Source organism: Arthrobacter sp. 001422645 (assembly GCF_059816125.1).
This window is the reverse complement of sequence record NZ_JCBANT010000008.1, coordinates 1-16,160: the sequence shown is the minus strand read 5'-3', so window position 1 is coordinate 16,160 and position 16,160 is coordinate 1. Positions and strand designations below refer to the sequence as shown.

At 66.6% G+C, this 16,160-nt stretch carries 15 protein-coding genes; 11 read left to right on the top strand and 4 right to left on the bottom strand.

Annotated features, from left to right (window positions below; genetic code table 11):
• Positions 1–4: 4 nt before the first annotated feature.
• The 3 genes from ureG (at position 5) to AC6EUH_RS09870 (ending at position 2,669) form a co-directional block, all read left to right on the top strand.
• A complete protein-coding gene (ureG, locus tag AC6EUH_RS09880; protein ID WP_499738516.1) occupies positions 5–622 on the top strand; it encodes an urease accessory protein UreG in 618 nt (205 codons plus the stop codon).
• Positions 623–765: 143 nt separating this feature from the next.
• Positions 766–1,596, top strand: a complete 831-nt coding sequence (locus AC6EUH_RS09875; RefSeq protein ID WP_499738592.1) for an urease accessory protein UreD — start codon at positions 766–768, stop codon at positions 1,594–1,596.
• On the top strand, positions 1,596–2,669 hold the full coding sequence (locus AC6EUH_RS09870; RefSeq protein WP_499738515.1) for a HoxN/HupN/NixA family nickel/cobalt transporter: 1,074 nt from the start codon (positions 1,596–1,598) through the stop codon (positions 2,667–2,669). Before AC6EUH_RS09875 ends, AC6EUH_RS09870 begins: the two co-directional genes overlap by 1 nt.
• A 132-nt stretch (positions 2,670–2,801) precedes the next feature.
• On the opposite strand, the gene AC6EUH_RS09865 is transcribed toward AC6EUH_RS09870, so the two are convergent.
• A complete protein-coding gene (locus tag AC6EUH_RS09865) occupies positions 2,802–4,739 on the bottom strand; it encodes a pectate lyase-like domain-containing protein (protein WP_499738514.1) in 1,938 nt (645 codons plus the stop codon).
• 309 nt (positions 4,740–5,048) lie between these two features.
• Between AC6EUH_RS09865 and AC6EUH_RS09860 the strand changes: the two genes are divergently transcribed.
• The 6 genes from AC6EUH_RS09860 to AC6EUH_RS09835 all read left to right on the top strand — a co-directional run bounded on the left by AC6EUH_RS09860 (position 5,049) and on the right by AC6EUH_RS09835 (position 11,649).
• The gene (locus AC6EUH_RS09860) at positions 5,049–6,341 is read left to right on the top strand and encodes an ABC transporter substrate-binding protein (protein WP_499738513.1); all 1,293 of its coding nucleotides are present in this window, start codon (positions 5,049–5,051) and stop codon (positions 6,339–6,341) included.
• Between the two features lie 3 nt (positions 6,342–6,344).
• A complete protein-coding gene (locus AC6EUH_RS09855; RefSeq protein WP_056428609.1) occupies positions 6,345–7,334 on the top strand; it encodes a carbohydrate ABC transporter permease in 990 nt (329 codons plus the stop codon).
• Positions 7,331–8,257 carry a carbohydrate ABC transporter permease gene (locus AC6EUH_RS09850; RefSeq protein ID WP_499738512.1) on the top strand — a complete coding sequence of 309 codons (927 nt, stop codon included), beginning with the start codon at positions 7,331–7,333 and terminating at the stop codon, positions 8,255–8,257. The genes AC6EUH_RS09855 and AC6EUH_RS09850 overlap by 4 nt, the downstream gene beginning before the upstream one ends.
• Complete coding sequence (locus tag AC6EUH_RS09845) at positions 8,254–9,729, top strand: glycoside hydrolase family 1 protein (RefSeq protein ID WP_499738511.1); 1,476 nt, start codon at positions 8,254–8,256, stop codon at positions 9,727–9,729. The genes AC6EUH_RS09850 and AC6EUH_RS09845 overlap by 4 nt, the downstream gene beginning before the upstream one ends.
• Before the next feature lie 25 nt (positions 9,730–9,754).
• Positions 9,755–10,813, top strand: a complete 1,059-nt coding sequence (locus AC6EUH_RS09840; RefSeq protein WP_499738510.1) for a LacI family DNA-binding transcriptional regulator — start codon at positions 9,755–9,757, stop codon at positions 10,811–10,813.
• A gap of 143 nt (positions 10,814–10,956) precedes the next feature.
• A complete protein-coding gene (locus AC6EUH_RS09835) occupies positions 10,957–11,649 on the top strand; it encodes a GntR family transcriptional regulator (protein ID WP_499738509.1) in 693 nt (230 codons plus the stop codon).
• 2 nt (positions 11,650–11,651) lie between these two features.
• On the opposite strand, the gene AC6EUH_RS09830 is transcribed toward AC6EUH_RS09835, so the two are convergent.
• The 3 genes from AC6EUH_RS09830 to AC6EUH_RS09820 form a co-directional block, all read right to left on the bottom strand.
• Positions 11,652–12,479, bottom strand: a complete 828-nt coding sequence (locus AC6EUH_RS09830) for a putative hydro-lyase (RefSeq protein WP_499738508.1) — start codon at positions 12,477–12,479, stop codon at positions 11,652–11,654.
• Between the two features lie 5 nt (positions 12,480–12,484).
• Entirely contained in the window at positions 12,485–13,702 is a 1,218-nt protein-coding gene (locus AC6EUH_RS09825) for an NRAMP family divalent metal transporter (RefSeq protein ID WP_056428593.1), read from the bottom strand.
• 162 nt (positions 13,703–13,864) lie between these two features.
• Positions 13,865–14,608 (bottom strand): GntR family transcriptional regulator, encoded by a 744-nt coding sequence (locus AC6EUH_RS09820; RefSeq protein ID WP_499738507.1) that lies wholly within the window; start codon positions 14,606–14,608, stop codon positions 13,865–13,867.
• A 107-nt stretch (positions 14,609–14,715) separates the two neighbouring features.
• On the opposite strand from AC6EUH_RS09820, the gene AC6EUH_RS09815 reads away from it, so the two are divergent.
• Positions 14,716–15,480, top strand: coding sequence for a LamB/YcsF family protein (locus tag AC6EUH_RS09815; RefSeq protein WP_499738506.1), 765 nt, complete (start codon positions 14,716–14,718; stop codon positions 15,478–15,480).
• 45 nt (positions 15,481–15,525) lie between these two features.
• The coding region (locus tag AC6EUH_RS09810; protein ID WP_499738505.1) for a 5-oxoprolinase subunit B family protein at positions 15,526–16,160 on the top strand (635 nt) is incomplete at its 3' end.

The window sequence follows — 16,160 nt, the reverse complement described above, 5'->3', positions numbered from 1 at the left end:
GAATATGTTTGAGCCCATCAAAATCGGCATCGGCGGCCCGGTGGGTGCCGGCAAGACCCAGCTGGTGGAGCGACTCACGCGCCATATGAGCCGGGAGATCTCCATGGCCGCCATCACCAACGACATCTACACGATCGAGGACGCCAAGATCCTGGCCGCCAACGGAATCCTTCCGATCGACCGGATCATCGGCGTCGAAACCGGCGGCTGCCCGCACACGGCCATCCGTGAAGACACGTCCATGAACACGGCCGCCATCGAGGAGCTCAAGAAGCGCCACCCTGACCTGCAGGTGATCTTCGTGGAATCCGGCGGGGACAACCTCTCCGCGACATTCAGCCCGGAACTGGTGGACTTCTCCATCTACATCATCGACGTGGCCCAGGGTGAGAAGATCCCGCGGAAAGCCGGCCAGGGCATGATCAAGTCCGATCTCTTCATCATCAACAAGACCGACCTGGCGCCGCACGTCGGCGCGGACCTGGCCGTGATGGAGCGGGACTCGCGCGAATTCCGGGGCGAGAAGCCGTTCTGCTTCACCAACCTCAAGACCGATGAAGGGCTGGAGCGGGTCATCGAATGGGTGCGGCGCGATGTCCTGATGCTCGACCTGGCGCCATGAGTACTCTCGGGCTGCGGGCTGGTGACCTGATCGCTGAGACGGCGAGGCCGGATTTTGGGGCCGCGGCGTGGCGGGCACCGCGAAGCGGGCACGGCCCCAAATCCGGTGAAGCCGCCGGAGCCAACCAGAACGCCCGGGAGCCTATGGGTCACCTCGAGCTTGTCATCGCCGACCGTGCGGGCCGCTCCGTGGCCGCGCGTCAGTTTCATCAGGGCGCCTTGCGGGTTTTGCGGCCCCATTACTTGGATGGGTCCGGGCAGGTTTGTTATGTGGTGGTGAATCCTGGCGGGGCGTATTTGGGGGCTGACCTGTATGTCATTGACGTGGAGGTGGCGGCGGGGGCGAAGCTGCTGCTCACTACCCAGTCGGCCACCAAGGTGTACCGGACACCGGGTTCGTTTGCCGAGCAGCGGATGCGGTTGCGGCTGGGGGAGCGGGCCCAGCTGGAACTGGCGCCGGACCAGCTGATCGCCTACCGGGAAGCCAGCTACCGGCAGAACACCCACATCACCATGCACCCGACGTCGAGCCTGGTCATGTCAGAGGTGATCACTCCCGGCTGGTCACCGGACGGCGCCGCGTTCCGCTACCAGGAACTGCGGCTGCGGACCGAGATCACCATCGGATCCGCGGGGCGGGGCAGGCTGCTGGCGCTCGACAACCTGCTGATCCGGCCTCCCCAGCACGACGTCACCGGTCTGGGATTTATGGAGGGCTTCAGTCATCTGGGATCCATGATCGTCGTCGACGGGCGCGTCGACCAGGAACTCGCGGACGAACTGCATGCACTGACGGACAGGCACGACGCCTGCACAGGGGTCTCGCTGACTTCTTCAGTTGATGGCATCAGCGGTCTGGTACTCCGGTCCCTGTCGAACAGCACCGAAGAACTCAAGAGGCTGCTGGGGGCCTGCACCGCGCTGGTCCGGCAGCGGTGGCACGGCACGGCGCCCCTGGACCTCAGGAAGTACTGATGACCACGTTAACCGCATTCGCCGCCCTGTACCGTCAGCGCGGGAATCTCCCGTTGCGGACCCGGTTGTTCATCACCTTCGGTGCGGTGGTCGCCCTGCACGCCGCCGCCGTCGTCCTTCTCCTCGCAGGTTTGGTGACGTCCGGCGCTCCGCTGGCACTTGGCCTGGTGCTGACTGCCTATGCGGCGGGCATCAAACACAGCTACGACTGGGACCACCTCGCCGCCATCGACAATTCGACCCGCAAGTTCGTGGCCCAGCGGAAAGACCCGGTGAGTGTCGGGTTCGCTTTCAGCCTGGGGCACAGCTCGGTGGTGATCCTGGCCGGCATCCTCGCCGTGGGCGGTGCCGCGATCCTGGGCGAGCTCATGTCGGACGGCACCACCGGAAACCTCGTGCTGGGCCTGGTCGGCAGCGGGGTCTCGGGGACCTTCCTGCTGGCCATGGGCCTGTTCAACGGCTCCGCTTTTCTCCGGGCCTCGAAGGCTTACCGGAGTGTGCAGGGCGGCGGAGAGGTGCGGGACGAGGATCTTGAGGCCCGGGGATTCGTGGCCCGGCTGCTGGCGAAGCCCCTCAGCCGGGTCCAGCGGCCGCGGAACATTTACGTCATCGGGTTCCTGTTCGGCCTGGGCTTTGACACCGCCACCACCATCGGGCTGCTGGTCATGGCGACGTCGGCATCCCTGGCCGGAGTTTCCCCGCTGGCCCTCCTGGCCCTTCCGCTGGCGTTCACCGCCGCCATGACGCTGTGCGACACCGCCAACGGGGTGGTGATGATGCGCATGTACGGCTCAGCTATCCACAGTCCGCAAAGGCGGCTGGGCTTCAACGCACTGATCACCGGGATCTCCGCCGTGTCGGCCCTGTTCATTTCGTTCATCACCCTGGGCGGTTTCTTCAACGCCGCCTTCGGCCTGGAGGACCCGGTGACCACCTGGCTGGGCGGAATCGACCTGGGCGAGGCCGGGCTGCTGCTGGTCGCCTGCCTGCTGACGGTCTGGGGAGCGGCCGCCGTGCACGGGCGGCTCACGACGTCACGCCGGCGACGCGGATCCACCCCCTCGACGCGCTAATTTCCTGTCGCGCCGGTATTCGGGCAGCGACAGGAAATTAGCGCCGCGCGGGATGGACGGCGTGTCGGGCGGTGGCCGAAAGGGCCTGCCGTCCGGCGGGCGGGACAGGGGATCCCGCCCGCAGGCGGCGCCTTAGCCGAAGCTGGCCACGTAGCTGGGCACCCCGACGGCGTCCGTCGAGACCGGCGCGCCGGTGTCGTTGACGACGTGGTCCAGGGTCCCTGCACCGAGGTTGACGGTCAGCAGGCCGTGAAGCCTGACGCCGGGCGTGACCGGAACTTCGAAGCCCCGGGTGGCGTGAATCGTGGGGTCGACGTTGTTGTAAACGTAGCTGCCCCCGCCCCAGAGTTCGTGGGTCTTGACGGAGTCGGCGACTTTGTAGCCGGCCCAGCCAAGGACACCGTCATGTTGCCAGGCAGCCTGGTTGGGCGCGTCGTAGGGCAGTTCGTTCTGGAAGAACACCGTTTTGCCGTGTTCGCCGTTCCAGATGACGTTGTACTGCTGGTAGTGCTCCACGAAAAGGCCGGTGGCCGTGACATGGTCGCCGTTGATGATGACGCCGTTGTCGCCCGTGTTGGTTGTCCAGCCGACGCCGTTGCCGTGGTCCGCCCGCCAGGCCCAGATGTGGTCCAGGAGCACGTTGTCGCTGTTGACTTCCAGGCTGAGCGAGGCCTTGCCAACGTGCGGGCCGCCAATCCGGAAGAACACGTCGTGGAGCGTGGTGGGGTTGGCCGGATCGCTGTGCTTCAGTGCGCTCGAGACTCCGCCGGCTCCGGGCTTCATGGCCTTCCCGATCCGCATCAGCGCGGGCGAGTTCACCTCGCCGGCGTCCACCGTGACGGCGGCAATGTCGACGCCGGGAACATCCGCCACTGTCAGCGGCACGGCGCCATTGACAGCGGTGAGGGTCGCCATGCCGAGTCCGAGTACGATCGTGTTCGCCCGCTTGACCTCGATGCTCTGGTCGACGTCGTAGACCCCCGGGGTCAGCAGCAGGTTCTTGCCGCGAGCCAACTGGGAGTTGATGGTCTTGACCGAATCGCCGGGCCTGGCCACGAAGAAGTCGGAGAGCGGAATGCTGCGGCCCGCCGTCGGGCCGTTTTCCCACGTGGTCCCGGCGGAGTCCTTGCGGACCGCGGGAACGAAGACGCCGTACTGGCCAGCGGCGTCGACGGTGAGGTACGGCTTCTCCCGGCTGACCGGGGTGCTCGCGAGGGTGGTGTAGGGCGGATTCGGGAAGGACTGCGCCGGGGCGCCATCCACGCCGGAAAAGACCTGGTTCCAGACCCCGTTGGACCAATCGCCGATGCTGCTGTCACGCACGAAATACTGCTGCTGTGAACCGTTGATCACAGGGCCGGTCTTTGAATCGGAAATGAAACCGCCGCTGGCGTACTGCGGTCCGGCGGTGCAGTAGTCCATCAAGGACAGGTTGCCACCGGTGATGTTGACCCGCCGCATGGGAGAGGCCTGCGAGGCAGCCCAGAAGTTGGCCGAACTCCGGCAGCCGTCAAGGCCGGTGACGTTGATGGTGAGGTTGGACAATGAGCGCCAGAAGTTGTTCAGCGCGATGCAGTTGTCCGCGGTCAGGCACCGGTTGTAGACGTCCACGTGCCCGTTGATGGTGACATCCGTGGGTGAATCGCCCAGGCCCGCGACCTCCGTCGAATAGCCGACCTGGACGATGAGGGGCTCCTCGGCGCTGCCATAGGTGCCGGGCTTGAACAGCAAGGAGTACCGCTTGGAGCCCATTTCGTCGTCGACCTGTTCGGCGTGAATGGCGTCGACGGTGGCCTGGATATCGGCCACCGGCATGCTGGGGTCGAAGATCCGGACGTTGGGACCGAACTCGGGCGCCGGCGCCGTGTTCGCTTTCGCGGGCTGCGGCTGGGCCGGGGCCGGCTTCGCCGGTGCGGCGGTATCGGCCGCCGATGCGGCTCCGGCGCCGGTGGCCAGCACGCCCAGTAGGACGGCGACGCTGCCGGCGAACAGCCGGCTGTGGAGACGCAGAGGCCTCCGGAGACGGGGCTGCGAGGCCCCTGGTCGGAGGCGGAAGTGGGCTAGCGGCATTGCTGGTCCTGCTCTCTGTTGGGGCGGATTTCCCTGCGGATGCACACGGGGCCGCCGGGGAACTGGAGCCCTGCTCCCGGTGACCGCGAGGTGTGGGAGCGCTCCCGCCGGGAAGCCTAACACCGCATCCAGGGCCGGGCAAGGGCTCGAGATGCGCCCGTTTTCCGCTGTTGACAATCCGGCGTGATGTAGGACACCATGCTGGTGAGAGCGCTCCCATGATCGATCTGGGAGCGCTCTCATCGACCGATCCGGGGCGGCCAGCCCCTCATCCCTCCGGTCCCCACACCCTGACAAAGGAGTCCCCGCGTGAAATTCCCTCGCAAACTTGCCGCCCTGTCGGCGTCTGCCGCCTGCCTCACACTCGCACTGAGTGGCTGCGGCGCGGATGCCCCCAAGACCGCCGGGCCCACTGGCGAAACAGGCAAGGAGCCGGTCACCCTCAGCCTCGCGACTTTCAACGAGTTCGGCTACGAGGAGCTGCTCAAGGAATACGAGACCCTCAACCCCAACGTGACGATCCAGCACAAGAAGGCCGCCACCACGAACGAAGCGCGCGACAACCTGACCACGCGCCTGGCGGCGGGATCAGGCCTTTCGGACATCGAGGCCATCGAGGTCGACTGGCTGTCCGAACTCAAGGAGTACCCGGACCAGTTCGTGGATCTGAAGGATCCTGCCGTGGAAGGCCGCTGGCTGGAATGGAAGACGGAGGCAGCCACCACCCAGGACGGGCACCTTATCGGCTACGGCACAGACTCCGGACCCGAGGCTGTCTGCTACAACGCGGCACTACTTGAAGCCGCAGGGATGCCATCGGACCGCGAATCTGTCGCCAAGATGCTCGGCACCACCTGGGACAGCTACTTCGACGCCGGCAAGAAGTTCGTCGCCGCAGGGACGGGCCCGGCATGGTTCGACTCCGCCGGAGCCATCTACCAGGGCATGAGCAACCAGATGTCGAAGGCCTACGAGAACGAGGACGGCACGGTCATCGCCGCCGACAACCCGGAGGTCAAGGAGGTCTACACCAAGGTCCTCAACGCCTCGACGAAGGATAACCTCTCGGCGCACCTGGGCCAATGGAGCAGCGACTGGGTGGCCGGTTTCCAGTCTCAGAAGTTCGCCACGACCCTCTGCCCCGGCTGGATGCTTGGTGTCATTGAAGGCAACGCTGCCGGAGTCGAGGGCTGGGACGTCGCCAATGTCTTCCCGGGTGGCGGCGGCAACTGGGGCGGTTCCTACCTGACCGTTCCGTCGCAGGGCAAAAACCAGGCTGAGGCCAAGAAACTCGCAGCCTGGCTGACCGCTCCCGAGCAGCAGGTCAAGGCGTTCACCGCCAAGGGCACGTTCCCGAGCCAGGTCGAGGCACTGACCAGTGAGGAGCTGCTGGGCCAGACCAACGCGTTCTTCAACAACGCCCCCACCGGCAAGATCTTCGCAGAGCGTGCCAAGGCCGTCGGCGACTCCCCGTTCAAGGGACCGAAGTTCTTCGCCATCAATGACGCCATGCAGCAGGCGCTCACCCGCGTTGACGTGGACAAGTCGGACGACGCCGAGGCCTCCTGGGCGAAGTTCCTCACGGCCGTGAAGTCGCTCTAGGCCATGTCAGTAACGGACCGGGTCAGGCCCCAAGGCCAATCAACTGACGAGGAAAAACCCGGCAACAGGGACGTCCGGAGGCTCGCGTTTTCGCAGCAGGTATCAAAGTGGGACGTCAAGCTGTCGCCCTACCTCTATATCTCGCCGTTCTTCCTGCTGTTCGCCGTCACGGGACTGTTTCCGCTGCTCTACACAGGCTGGGTATCCCTGCACAACTGGAACCTGATCGGCGGGCAGGGCAAGTTCATCGGCCTGGAGAACTTCGGTTTTGTCCTCGGGCAGCCGTACTTCTGGAACGCGGTGGGCAACACGTTGAGCATCTTCCTGCTCTCCTCCGTGCCGCAGGTGGTGCTGGCGCTGCTGATCGCAGCGGTGCTGGACGCCAACCTGCGCGCCAAGACGTTCTGGCGGATGGGGGTGCTGGTGCCCTTCGTTGTGGCTCCTGTGGCGGTTGGACTGATCTTCAACAACCTGTTTGCCGACCAGTTCGGCCTCGTCAATGAACTTCTGGGCCTCCTGGGCCTTGACCCGGTCCGCTGGCACTCCGACCAGCTCGCCAGCCACCTTGCCATCGCCACGATGGTGAACTTCCGATGGATCGGCTACAACGCACTGATCTTCTTGGCGGCGATGCAGGCCATCCCGCGCGACGTCTTCGAGGCGGCCACCATCGACGGGGCCGGCCGCGTCCGCCAGTTCCTGTCGGTGACGGTTCCGATGCTCCGGCCCACCGTGATTTTCGTGGCCATCACGTCCACCATTGGCGGGCTGCAGATCTTCGATGAGCCGCGGGTGTTCGACCAGTCCGGACTCGGCGGCGCCGACCGGCAGTGGCAAACACTGACCATGTACATCTGGGAGCTTGGCTGGGGCCAGCGCAACTTTGGCAGGGCATCCGCGGTGGCGTGGCTGCTGTTCCTGATGATTGTGCTGATCGCCCTCGTGAATTTCCTTCTCACCCGGCGCATCGCCAACCAGGGAGGCCGCAAATGAGCTCCATCCCCATGATCCGACAGACTGCCGGGAAGGGGGCCGCCATGGCAGCCGCCAACCGCCCGAACCCGCGGGCCGGGCGGCCCCGGAACCGCGGCGGCGCCGGAGACATCCGGCGTCCCGGGCTCTTGACCTACGGTTCCCTGGGTGCCGTCCTGCTGGCCTCCCTGTTCCCGCTGTACTGGTCTTTCCTGGTGGGCAGCCACGACAGCACTGCGCTGAGCAGGGGCATCCCGCTCCTTCCGGGCGGGAACTTCCTGGCCAATGCCGCCAAAGTCTTCGACAGCATTCCATTCTGGAAAGCCATGGGCAACAGCATCCTGGTCTCCACCGTCACGGCCGCCTCGGTGGTGATCTTCTCGACCCTCGCCGGCTTCGCGTTCGCCAAACTCCGCTTCCGCGGGAGCAAGGGACTGCTCGTCTTCGTGATCGCCACCATGGCGGTGCCCACGCAGCTCGGCGTGGTGCCGCTGTTCATTGTGAGGGCCAAGCTGGGCTGGACCGGCACCCTCTGGGCCGTCATCGTCCCCGGAATTGTCACGGCCTTCGGCGTGTTCTGGATGACGCAGTACCTCCGCGACGCCCTCCCGGATGAACTCATCGAGGCTGTCCGGATGGACGGGGCCTCCATGATCCAGGCCTTCTGGTATGTAGGATTGCCCGCGGCGAGGCCGGCCGCGGCCATGCTGGCGCTCTTCACGTTTGTCGCCACCTGGACCAACTTCTTCTGGCCCTTCATTGTGCTGGACCCCTCAAATCCCACCCTGCCGGTAGCGCTGCAGCTGCTGCAGGCCGCACACTTTGTGGACTACTCGGTGGTGCTGGCCGGTGCCGTACTGGCCACCATCCCGCTGCTGCTGCTCTTCATCGCGGCAGGGCGCCAACTCGTTTCAGGAATTATGCAAGGAGCAGTCAAAGGATGAGCACCACCCCGATTACATTCCCCGAGGGTTTTCTGTGGGGCGCGGCCACCGCTGCGTATCAGATCGAGGGAGCAGCACACACCGGCGGGCGGAAAGACTCGATCTGGGACACCTTCGCCCGGGTCCCGGGCGCCGTCGCGGATGCCCACAATGGCGACGTGGCCTGCGACCACTACCACCGCTCGGGCCAGGACGTTGAGCTGATGAAATCGCTGAACCTCAAGGCGTACCGCTTCTCGACGTCGTGGGCGCGCTGCATGCCGGACGGCAGGACGCCCAACCCCGAGGGGATCGCCTTCTACTCCCGTCTGGTGGACGAGCTCCTTGCCGCGGGGATCACTCCCTGGCTGACGCTGTACCACTGGGACCTGCCGCAGGCACTGGAGGATGAGGGCGGCTGGGCCAACCGCGAAACAGCCTCGCTGTTCGCGGCCTATGCGGCCGTCATGCACGAGGCCCTCGGCGACCGGGTCCGCATCTGGACCACGCTCAACGAACCGTGGTGCTCGGCGTTCCTTGGTTACGCCGCCGGTGTCCACGCCCCGGGCCGTCAGGAACCGGCGGCCGCCCTCGCTGCGGCCCACCACCTCCTCCTGGGCCACGGCCTGGCTGCTGCGGAACTGCGCCGGCTCGACCCGGAGGCAAGCCTCGGCATCACCTTGAATCTCACGGTTGCCGATCCGGCCGACCCCAACTCGGCGGACGACCTGGACGCGGCCCGGCGGATCGACGGGATGCACAACCGCATTTTCCTCGACCCGCTCTTCCGCGGCGAGTATCCCGCGGACGTGCTGGCAGACATCCCCGGCCTCGGCTTCGACACAGTGGTGCAGGACGGTGACCTGGGCATCATCTCGGCGCCCATGGATCTGCTCGGCGTCAACTATTACCAGGGCGAGGCCCTGACCAAGACGCCGGCCCGCGCGGAAGAGCAGGACCAGCCGGAGACCGTGACCACCACAGCGCAGGCAGCACCTGAATCGGCCTCGCGGCCGGCGGCAACGCCGTTTGTCTCCGCCGAGGGAGTGCACTCGGTGCCGCGCGGGCTCCCGGTGACCGGCATGGGCTGGGAGGTCCAGCCCGAAGGCCTGTCCCGCCTGCTGACCAGGCTCCAGCGGGAGTACACGGGGCCGGCCGGCATCCCGCTTTACATGACGGAAAACGGCGCCGCTTACCCCGACGTTGCCGACGCCGACGGATTCGTCGACGACCAGGACCGGCGCGCCTTCTTCGACGTCCACCTGCGGGCGGTGCGGGACGCGATCGACGCCGGGGCGGACGTCCGGGGCTACCTCGCCTGGTCGCTGCTGGACAATTTCGAGTGGGCCTACGGCTACCACCAGCGCTTCGGGCTGGTCCGGGTCGACTACGAAACCCTGGAACGCATCCCCAAGGCGAGCGGCCTCTGGTACGCGAAGGTGGCGGCGTCGAACGCCCTCCCATCCAGCCAGGCGGCCTCGCACGTGGCATGACCGGGGATGTCGTATTCTCAAAGTGATGAACGAACAGATCCACCGGGGTCTCCGAACCGTGCCGGCCAGACCCAGCCCCACACTTGAAGACCTCGCGACGGCGGCTGGAGTGTCCCGCTCCACCGCCTCGCGGGCCATCAACGGCGGCTCCCGGGTCAGCCCGGAAGCCCAGGCGGCGGTAGACGCGGCGGTGCTGTCCCTCGGCTACACCCCGAACCGGGCCGCGCGCAGCCTTGTCACACGCCGGACCTCGTCCATTGCCCTGGTGATCAACGAACCCGATGCCCGGGTCATGATGGACCCGTTCTTCGCCGCCGTCATCACCGGGGTGACGGAGGCACTGCGCGAGACGGATATGCAGCTGGTCCTGCTCATGTCCCGGGCCGGAGGCGATCCCTCCCGGACGGTCCGCTACCTTCGTGGAGGCCACGTCGACGGTGCCATTGTGGTCTCGCACCACAAGGCGGATGGCTGGACAGAAGAGCTCGCCGCCTCGGGCCTGCCCACCGTCTTCATCGGGCGGCCCTGGGATACCGGGCTCGGCATCCACTACGTCGATGTGGACAGTTTCGAGGGTGGCCGGCTGGCCGCGCTGCACCTGGCAGCGGCCGGACGGACACGGCTTGGAACGATCACCGGCCCGCTCGACATGACGGCGGCAGAGGACCGGCTCGACGGATGGCAGGCCGGCCTCAAGGAAGCCGGCCTGCCGGCAGGACTGGTCGCCCACGGGGATTTCACCCCCGCTGGGGGCACCGAGGCAGCCGAACGCCTCCTGGCCGAAGACGGCGGGCTTGACGGCATCTTCGCCGCCTCCGACCTCATGGCCCGCGGCGCGATCACGGCCATCCGTGCCTCGGGGCGGTCGGTGCCCGGGGACGTCGCCGTCGTCGGCTTTGACGACCATCTGACGGCGCCGGGCGAGCTGCCGCTGACCACCATAAACCAGCCAACTGTGGAAATGGCCGTCCAAGCAGGGCGCCTCCTTCTCGCGGATATCGAAGACCCGGGGGCCTTCCGGGATCCGGTGATCTACCCCGCGCGGCTAGTCGTGCGGGCCAGCAGCGCCCCTGAGGCCGAATAGGCCAGCGCTTCGGAAATTTTCCACGACGCGCGAAATACCCGGCGCGCCGATATTCCGGTGGGGCCTGGACTCAAGGGCCGCGCAGCACCGCGCGCGCCGGACGTGGCGCCGGGAGCGCACGCTTCTTCTGTAGATTGGGATCCATGCCGATGAATGCCGCGCTTGAAGGGATCTCCGACGAGGTCCAGGCCACCCACGCCCACACCGGATCGTGGGTGGCCACTGTGTTGCGTTCGCGCATCTCGGCGGGCCAGCTCGCCCCGGGAACGAAACTCTCCGAGCAGAAACTCTCCGAGGTCCTAGGCGTCTCACGGAATACGTTGCGGGAGGCATTCACCGTCCTCGCCGGTGAGTCCGTGGTGCAGCGCATTCCCAACCGCGGCGTGTTCGTCTCCGCGCCACAGGCCGACGATGTCCGCGAAATCTACCGGGTCCGCCGGCTGATCGAGCCGGCGGCCGTGCTGTGGGGAGACTACCGGGCTGAGAACCTGGACGCCTTGGACGCCATCATCGGCCGGGCACGTGCCGCCCTGGATGCGGGGTCCGTGACGGATATGGCCGACGCCAACCAGGACCTGCACAAGGCGCTCGTGGCGCTCTCCGGCAGTGCGTCAGTGGCCGCCCTGATGGACAAGGTCCTCGCCCAGATGCGGCTGGTTTTCCATGCCATGGCAACTACGTCCGACTTCCACAGCCACTACGTGGAACGCAACGCCGCCCTGGTGGCGCAGCTGCGGGCCGGCGACAGGGAAGAAGCCGCGGCAGAGTTGCGCCGGTACCTGGATGCCGCCGAGCACGAACTCCTGGTGCATATTGGAGCCATTCCGCGGATTTGAAGCTACGGGACCTGGTACGACGTGTCCCGTGCGTCCGTAATGAGCATGTGCCCGGGGGCGTGGCCTATTGCCAGCGCCGGCTTTGACTCCATCACGGCTGCCTGCGGCGTCACCCCGCACGCCCAGAAGACCGGCACATGGCCGTCCGGGACCTTGACCGGGTCGCCGAAGTCCGGGCGGCCCACATCGGTGATCCCCAGCTCGGCGGGGTTGCCCACGTGGACCGGGGCGCCGTGCACGGCTGGATAGCGGGAGGTGATGCGGACGGCGTCGGCCACTTGGGAGGCCGGAATGGGGCGCATGGAGACCACCAGGGGACCGGCCATTTGTCCGGCCGGTTCGCAGCGGACCGACGTGCGGTACATGGGAACGTTCACTCCCTGGTCGATGTGGGCCACCCGAATGCCGTTGTCCTGGAGGGCGGATTCGAACGTGAAGCTGCAGCCCACAATGAACGTCACGAGGTCATCGCGCCAGTGGTTCGAAATGTCGGTTGGTTCGTCGACTTTCCGGCCGTCCTGATACACCACGTACTTCGGCACATCGGTGCGGATATCCCCTCCAGCCAGTAGCGGCCCGGAGGTGTCCCCGGCATCCAGCACGCCCAGGACAGGGCAGGACTTGGGATTGCGCTGCGAGAACAGCAGAACGTCGAAGGCCTGCGCCTTGGGCACGATGATCAGGTTGGCCTGCGCGTAGCCGCTGCTCCAGCCGGAGGTGGGAGTCACCAGGCCGGCGCGGAACAGGGCCCGCGCGTCGGCCGGGAGCAGCCCTGCCGGGTTTGCGGGACGGGAGACGCCGGACGGCACGTTCACCTCACGTAATTTCATGGGTTCTAGGCCCACAGCTTGGCAAGGCTGGTCAGCGAGCTGTAGCCGAGGAACAAGGTCAGCAGCCAGGCCACAATGCCGATGACGAGCAGGCCCTTGGGGTAGACGTAGCCCTGCATGAGGTCCCGGCGGCGCCAGGCCACCCAGAGCAGCACTCCGAATCCGACGGGGAGGATGAGACCGTTGAAGGCACCCGCGAAGATGAGGAGCTGCTGCGGGGCCTGGCCGATCAGCAGGTAGGCCGCGGTGCAGAACGCGATGAAGCCGACGGTGATCAGGTTGCGGGTGCGGTCTTTGGTGCTGGACTTCGTCACGAACGAGACCGAGGTGTACGCCGCGCCGATCACGGAGGTGATGGAAGCAGCCCACAGGATGACACCGAAGACCCGCATGCCGATATCTCCCGCTGCGGCCTGGAATGCCGACGCGGCCAGGTTGTCGCCGGTCAGGGCCACGCCGCCGGCGACGACACCGAAGATGGCCAGGAACAGCAGGATGCGCATGACGCAGGTGACCAGGATCCCCACGATCGAGCTCTGCGTGATCTGTTTGACGTTTGCCACACCGGTGACGCCGGTGTCCAGCATGCGGTGGGCGCCCGCGTACGTGATGTAGCCGCCGATCGTTCCGCCGATAAGGGTGGTGATGACCAGGAAGTCGATCTCCTCGGGCATTACGGTGTTCTTGAGGGCCTCACCCAGCGGCGGGGCGGAAACCACCGCAACATACAGGGTCATCAGGATCATCAGGGCGCCGAGGATCACCACGATCCGGTCGAGGGCCACCCCCGCCCGCTTGCTGAGGAAGATGAGGATGGCAAGGACGGCGGAGATGGCCCCGCCGAGTTTGGGATCCAGCCCCATCATGGCGTTGGTGCCGAGCCCGGTGCCGGCGATATTGCCAATGTTGAAGACGATGCCACCCAGGAAGACGAGCCCGGCGAGGAACCAGCCGACGCCGGGGAGGACCTTGTTGCCAAGCTCCTGGGCCCGCAGGCCGGAGACGCCGATGATCCGCCAGACGTTGGCCTGCACGGCGATGTCGACCAGAATGGAGACCAGGATCGCAAACGCGAAGGCGGCACCGAGCTGGACGGTGAAGGCCGTTGTCTGGGTGATGAACCCCGGGCCGATGGCGCTGGTGGCCATGAGGAACATGGCGCCCAGCAGGGCGGAACGCCGGGCGGCCGGCTTTAACGCGGCCTTGACGGTGGTGGTTTCCATGGGGGTCCCAACAGTTGGGTGACTTGCGTCACAACGATTGTTTCCACCCACTGTACAGACTGTTGAACAATCTGCGCAAGGAATTGTTCAACAATCGGACGGGGCTTCTCCCGCCCCCGTCGACGCCGGCGGACGTTGCGCCGCCGGAACGGTGCGCTTCGCTCAGTCCCCGTGGACGGCTCTCTGCTTCTGTTCTGAGCGGTTCAGGTAGGCCAGCAGCAGGTCAGCGGCGCGCTCCAGCTGGCCGGCTTCCAAGGCTTCGCAGATTGCCTCGTTGTCGTCGAGGTAGCTGCGGTAGAAGTGTGCATCCACGGTGGCCTTGTGGAAAAACAGCCGCATCTCCGCCAGTACCTGGCCCATGATTGTGTTGAGGCGCCGGCTCTCGGCCATCGCCACGATCGCTCCGTGGAAATGCTGGTTGGCGGTGCCGAGGGCTTCCTCATCGTCTGCGGTCGCCGCGGCCCTGCCTTCCTCCACGGCCGCGCGGACTGCCGCCACCCGCTCCGGGCTCCCGCCGCCCCGAATGGCGCTCACCTCGATGAACCGGCGCACGGTGTAGACGTCATGGATGTCACCCGGCCCCAGGCTCGCCACGAACACGCCCCGGTTGGGCTGCCGGATCACAAGCCGCTCAGCGGCCAGCTCGGCAAAGGCCTCGCGGACGGTGTTGCGGGAAACGCCCAGCTCCTCGGAGATGGTTGACTCGGTCAGCCGTGCACCCGGCAGCAGCAGCCCTTCCGCCAGTTGGAGCCGCAGCTCCGCCGCAACCCTGTCCGCCACCGAGGGGATGGCCACCCGCAGCCGGGCCGCCAACCCCAGGGTCGCACCAGCTTCGCCGGGAGACTGCCTGCCCCCCGCGGGGGCCGAGCCGGGAATGCCACGGAATCCTGATTCGGCGCTGGTCATACGTGAAAATTTACACGACCGCCATATCCTGGATTCCAGGAATTGTTGAACAATCCGAAGATTTGATGCATCCTTGATAGAGGGAATCAATGAGACGAGGATCACAAATGGCAACCATCGACCTAAATAGCGACGTCGGCGAGTCCTACGGCCGCTGGAGCCTGGGAGACGACACGGCGATGTTCCGTTCGGTTTCCAGCGCCAACGTGGCCTGCGGCTTCCATGCCGGCGACCCCAGCGTGATCCGGAAGACCTGCCGCGAGGCGGTGGCCGCCGGCGTCGTGATCGGCGCCCATGTGGGCTACCGGGACCTCGCAGGTTTCGGTCGCCGCTTCCTGGACATCGACCCGATCGAACTCGCGGACGACGTCGTCTATCAGATCGGCGCGCTGCAGGCCCTCGCCGCCGCGGAAGGCGGCAAGGTCGCGTACGTCAAGCCGCACGGCGGCCTGTACAACGCGATCGTGGCGCACACCGCGCAGGCGAAAGCCGTCGTCGACGCCGTAAAATCCGTCGATCCGAACTTGTCCATCTTGGGCCTGCCGGGCTCCGAAGTGCTCCGGCTGGCCGAGGCCGCCGGCCTCCGCGCCGTGACCGAAGCCTTCGCGGACCGCGCCTACAACCCGGACGGAACCCTCGTGTCCCGCACCCTGCCCGGAGCCGTCCTGCACAACCACGCGGAGGTCACTGAGCATGTCCTCCGGATGGCCTCCGATTCCGCCGTCCGCACCATCGACGGCTCCATCCTGAAGATCCGCGCAGAGAGCATCTGCGTGCACGGCGACTCCCCGGGAGCCGTCACCATGGCCGCCGCAGTACGCGAGGCCCTGGCCGCCGCCGGCATCAGCACCGCCGCATTCGCCCCCGCCTAAGTGGGCCGGACCACCTCGAAGCACCGTCAACGATGAAGGCAGCTCATGATTGAGACAGCAGGGCAAACCCTGGAAGTACAGAACGCGGTAGTTTCCAAAGTGAGCTCGGTGCGGCCCGTGGGAACCCGCGCGGTACTCGCCGAGCTCTCCGGAACCCAGGACGTGCTGGCACTTCAGGCGCTGCTCCTGGAGCACCCCCTGCCGGGGCAGTTGGACGTCCTCGCGGCGGCCCAGACGGTGCTGGTCACCGCGGATTCGCCGGTGTCGGCCCGGCGCATCGCGGCCCGGCTGCTCCAGCTCGACCTCACGGCCCCCGTGCAGCGGGACGGCGAACTGGTGCTCATCGACACCGTGTACGACGGCGAGGACCTCGCCGAGGTGGGGCAGCTGACCGGCCTTGGACCCGACGGCGTGATCGCAGCCCACACGGGCCAGATCTGGACCGTGGCCTTCGCTGGCTTCGCCCCCGGTTTCGGCTACATGGTGGGGGAGAATCAGGACCGTGAGGTGCCGCGGCGCAGCTCCCCGCGCACCGCGGTCCCTGCGGGTTCGGTGGCGTTGGCCGGAAACTATTCGGCCGTGTACCCGCGCAGGTCCCCGGGAGGCTGGCAGCTGATCGGCCGCACCGGCGCCAGGATGTGGGACCTGGACCGGGAACAGCCCGCCCTGGCCGCCCCCGG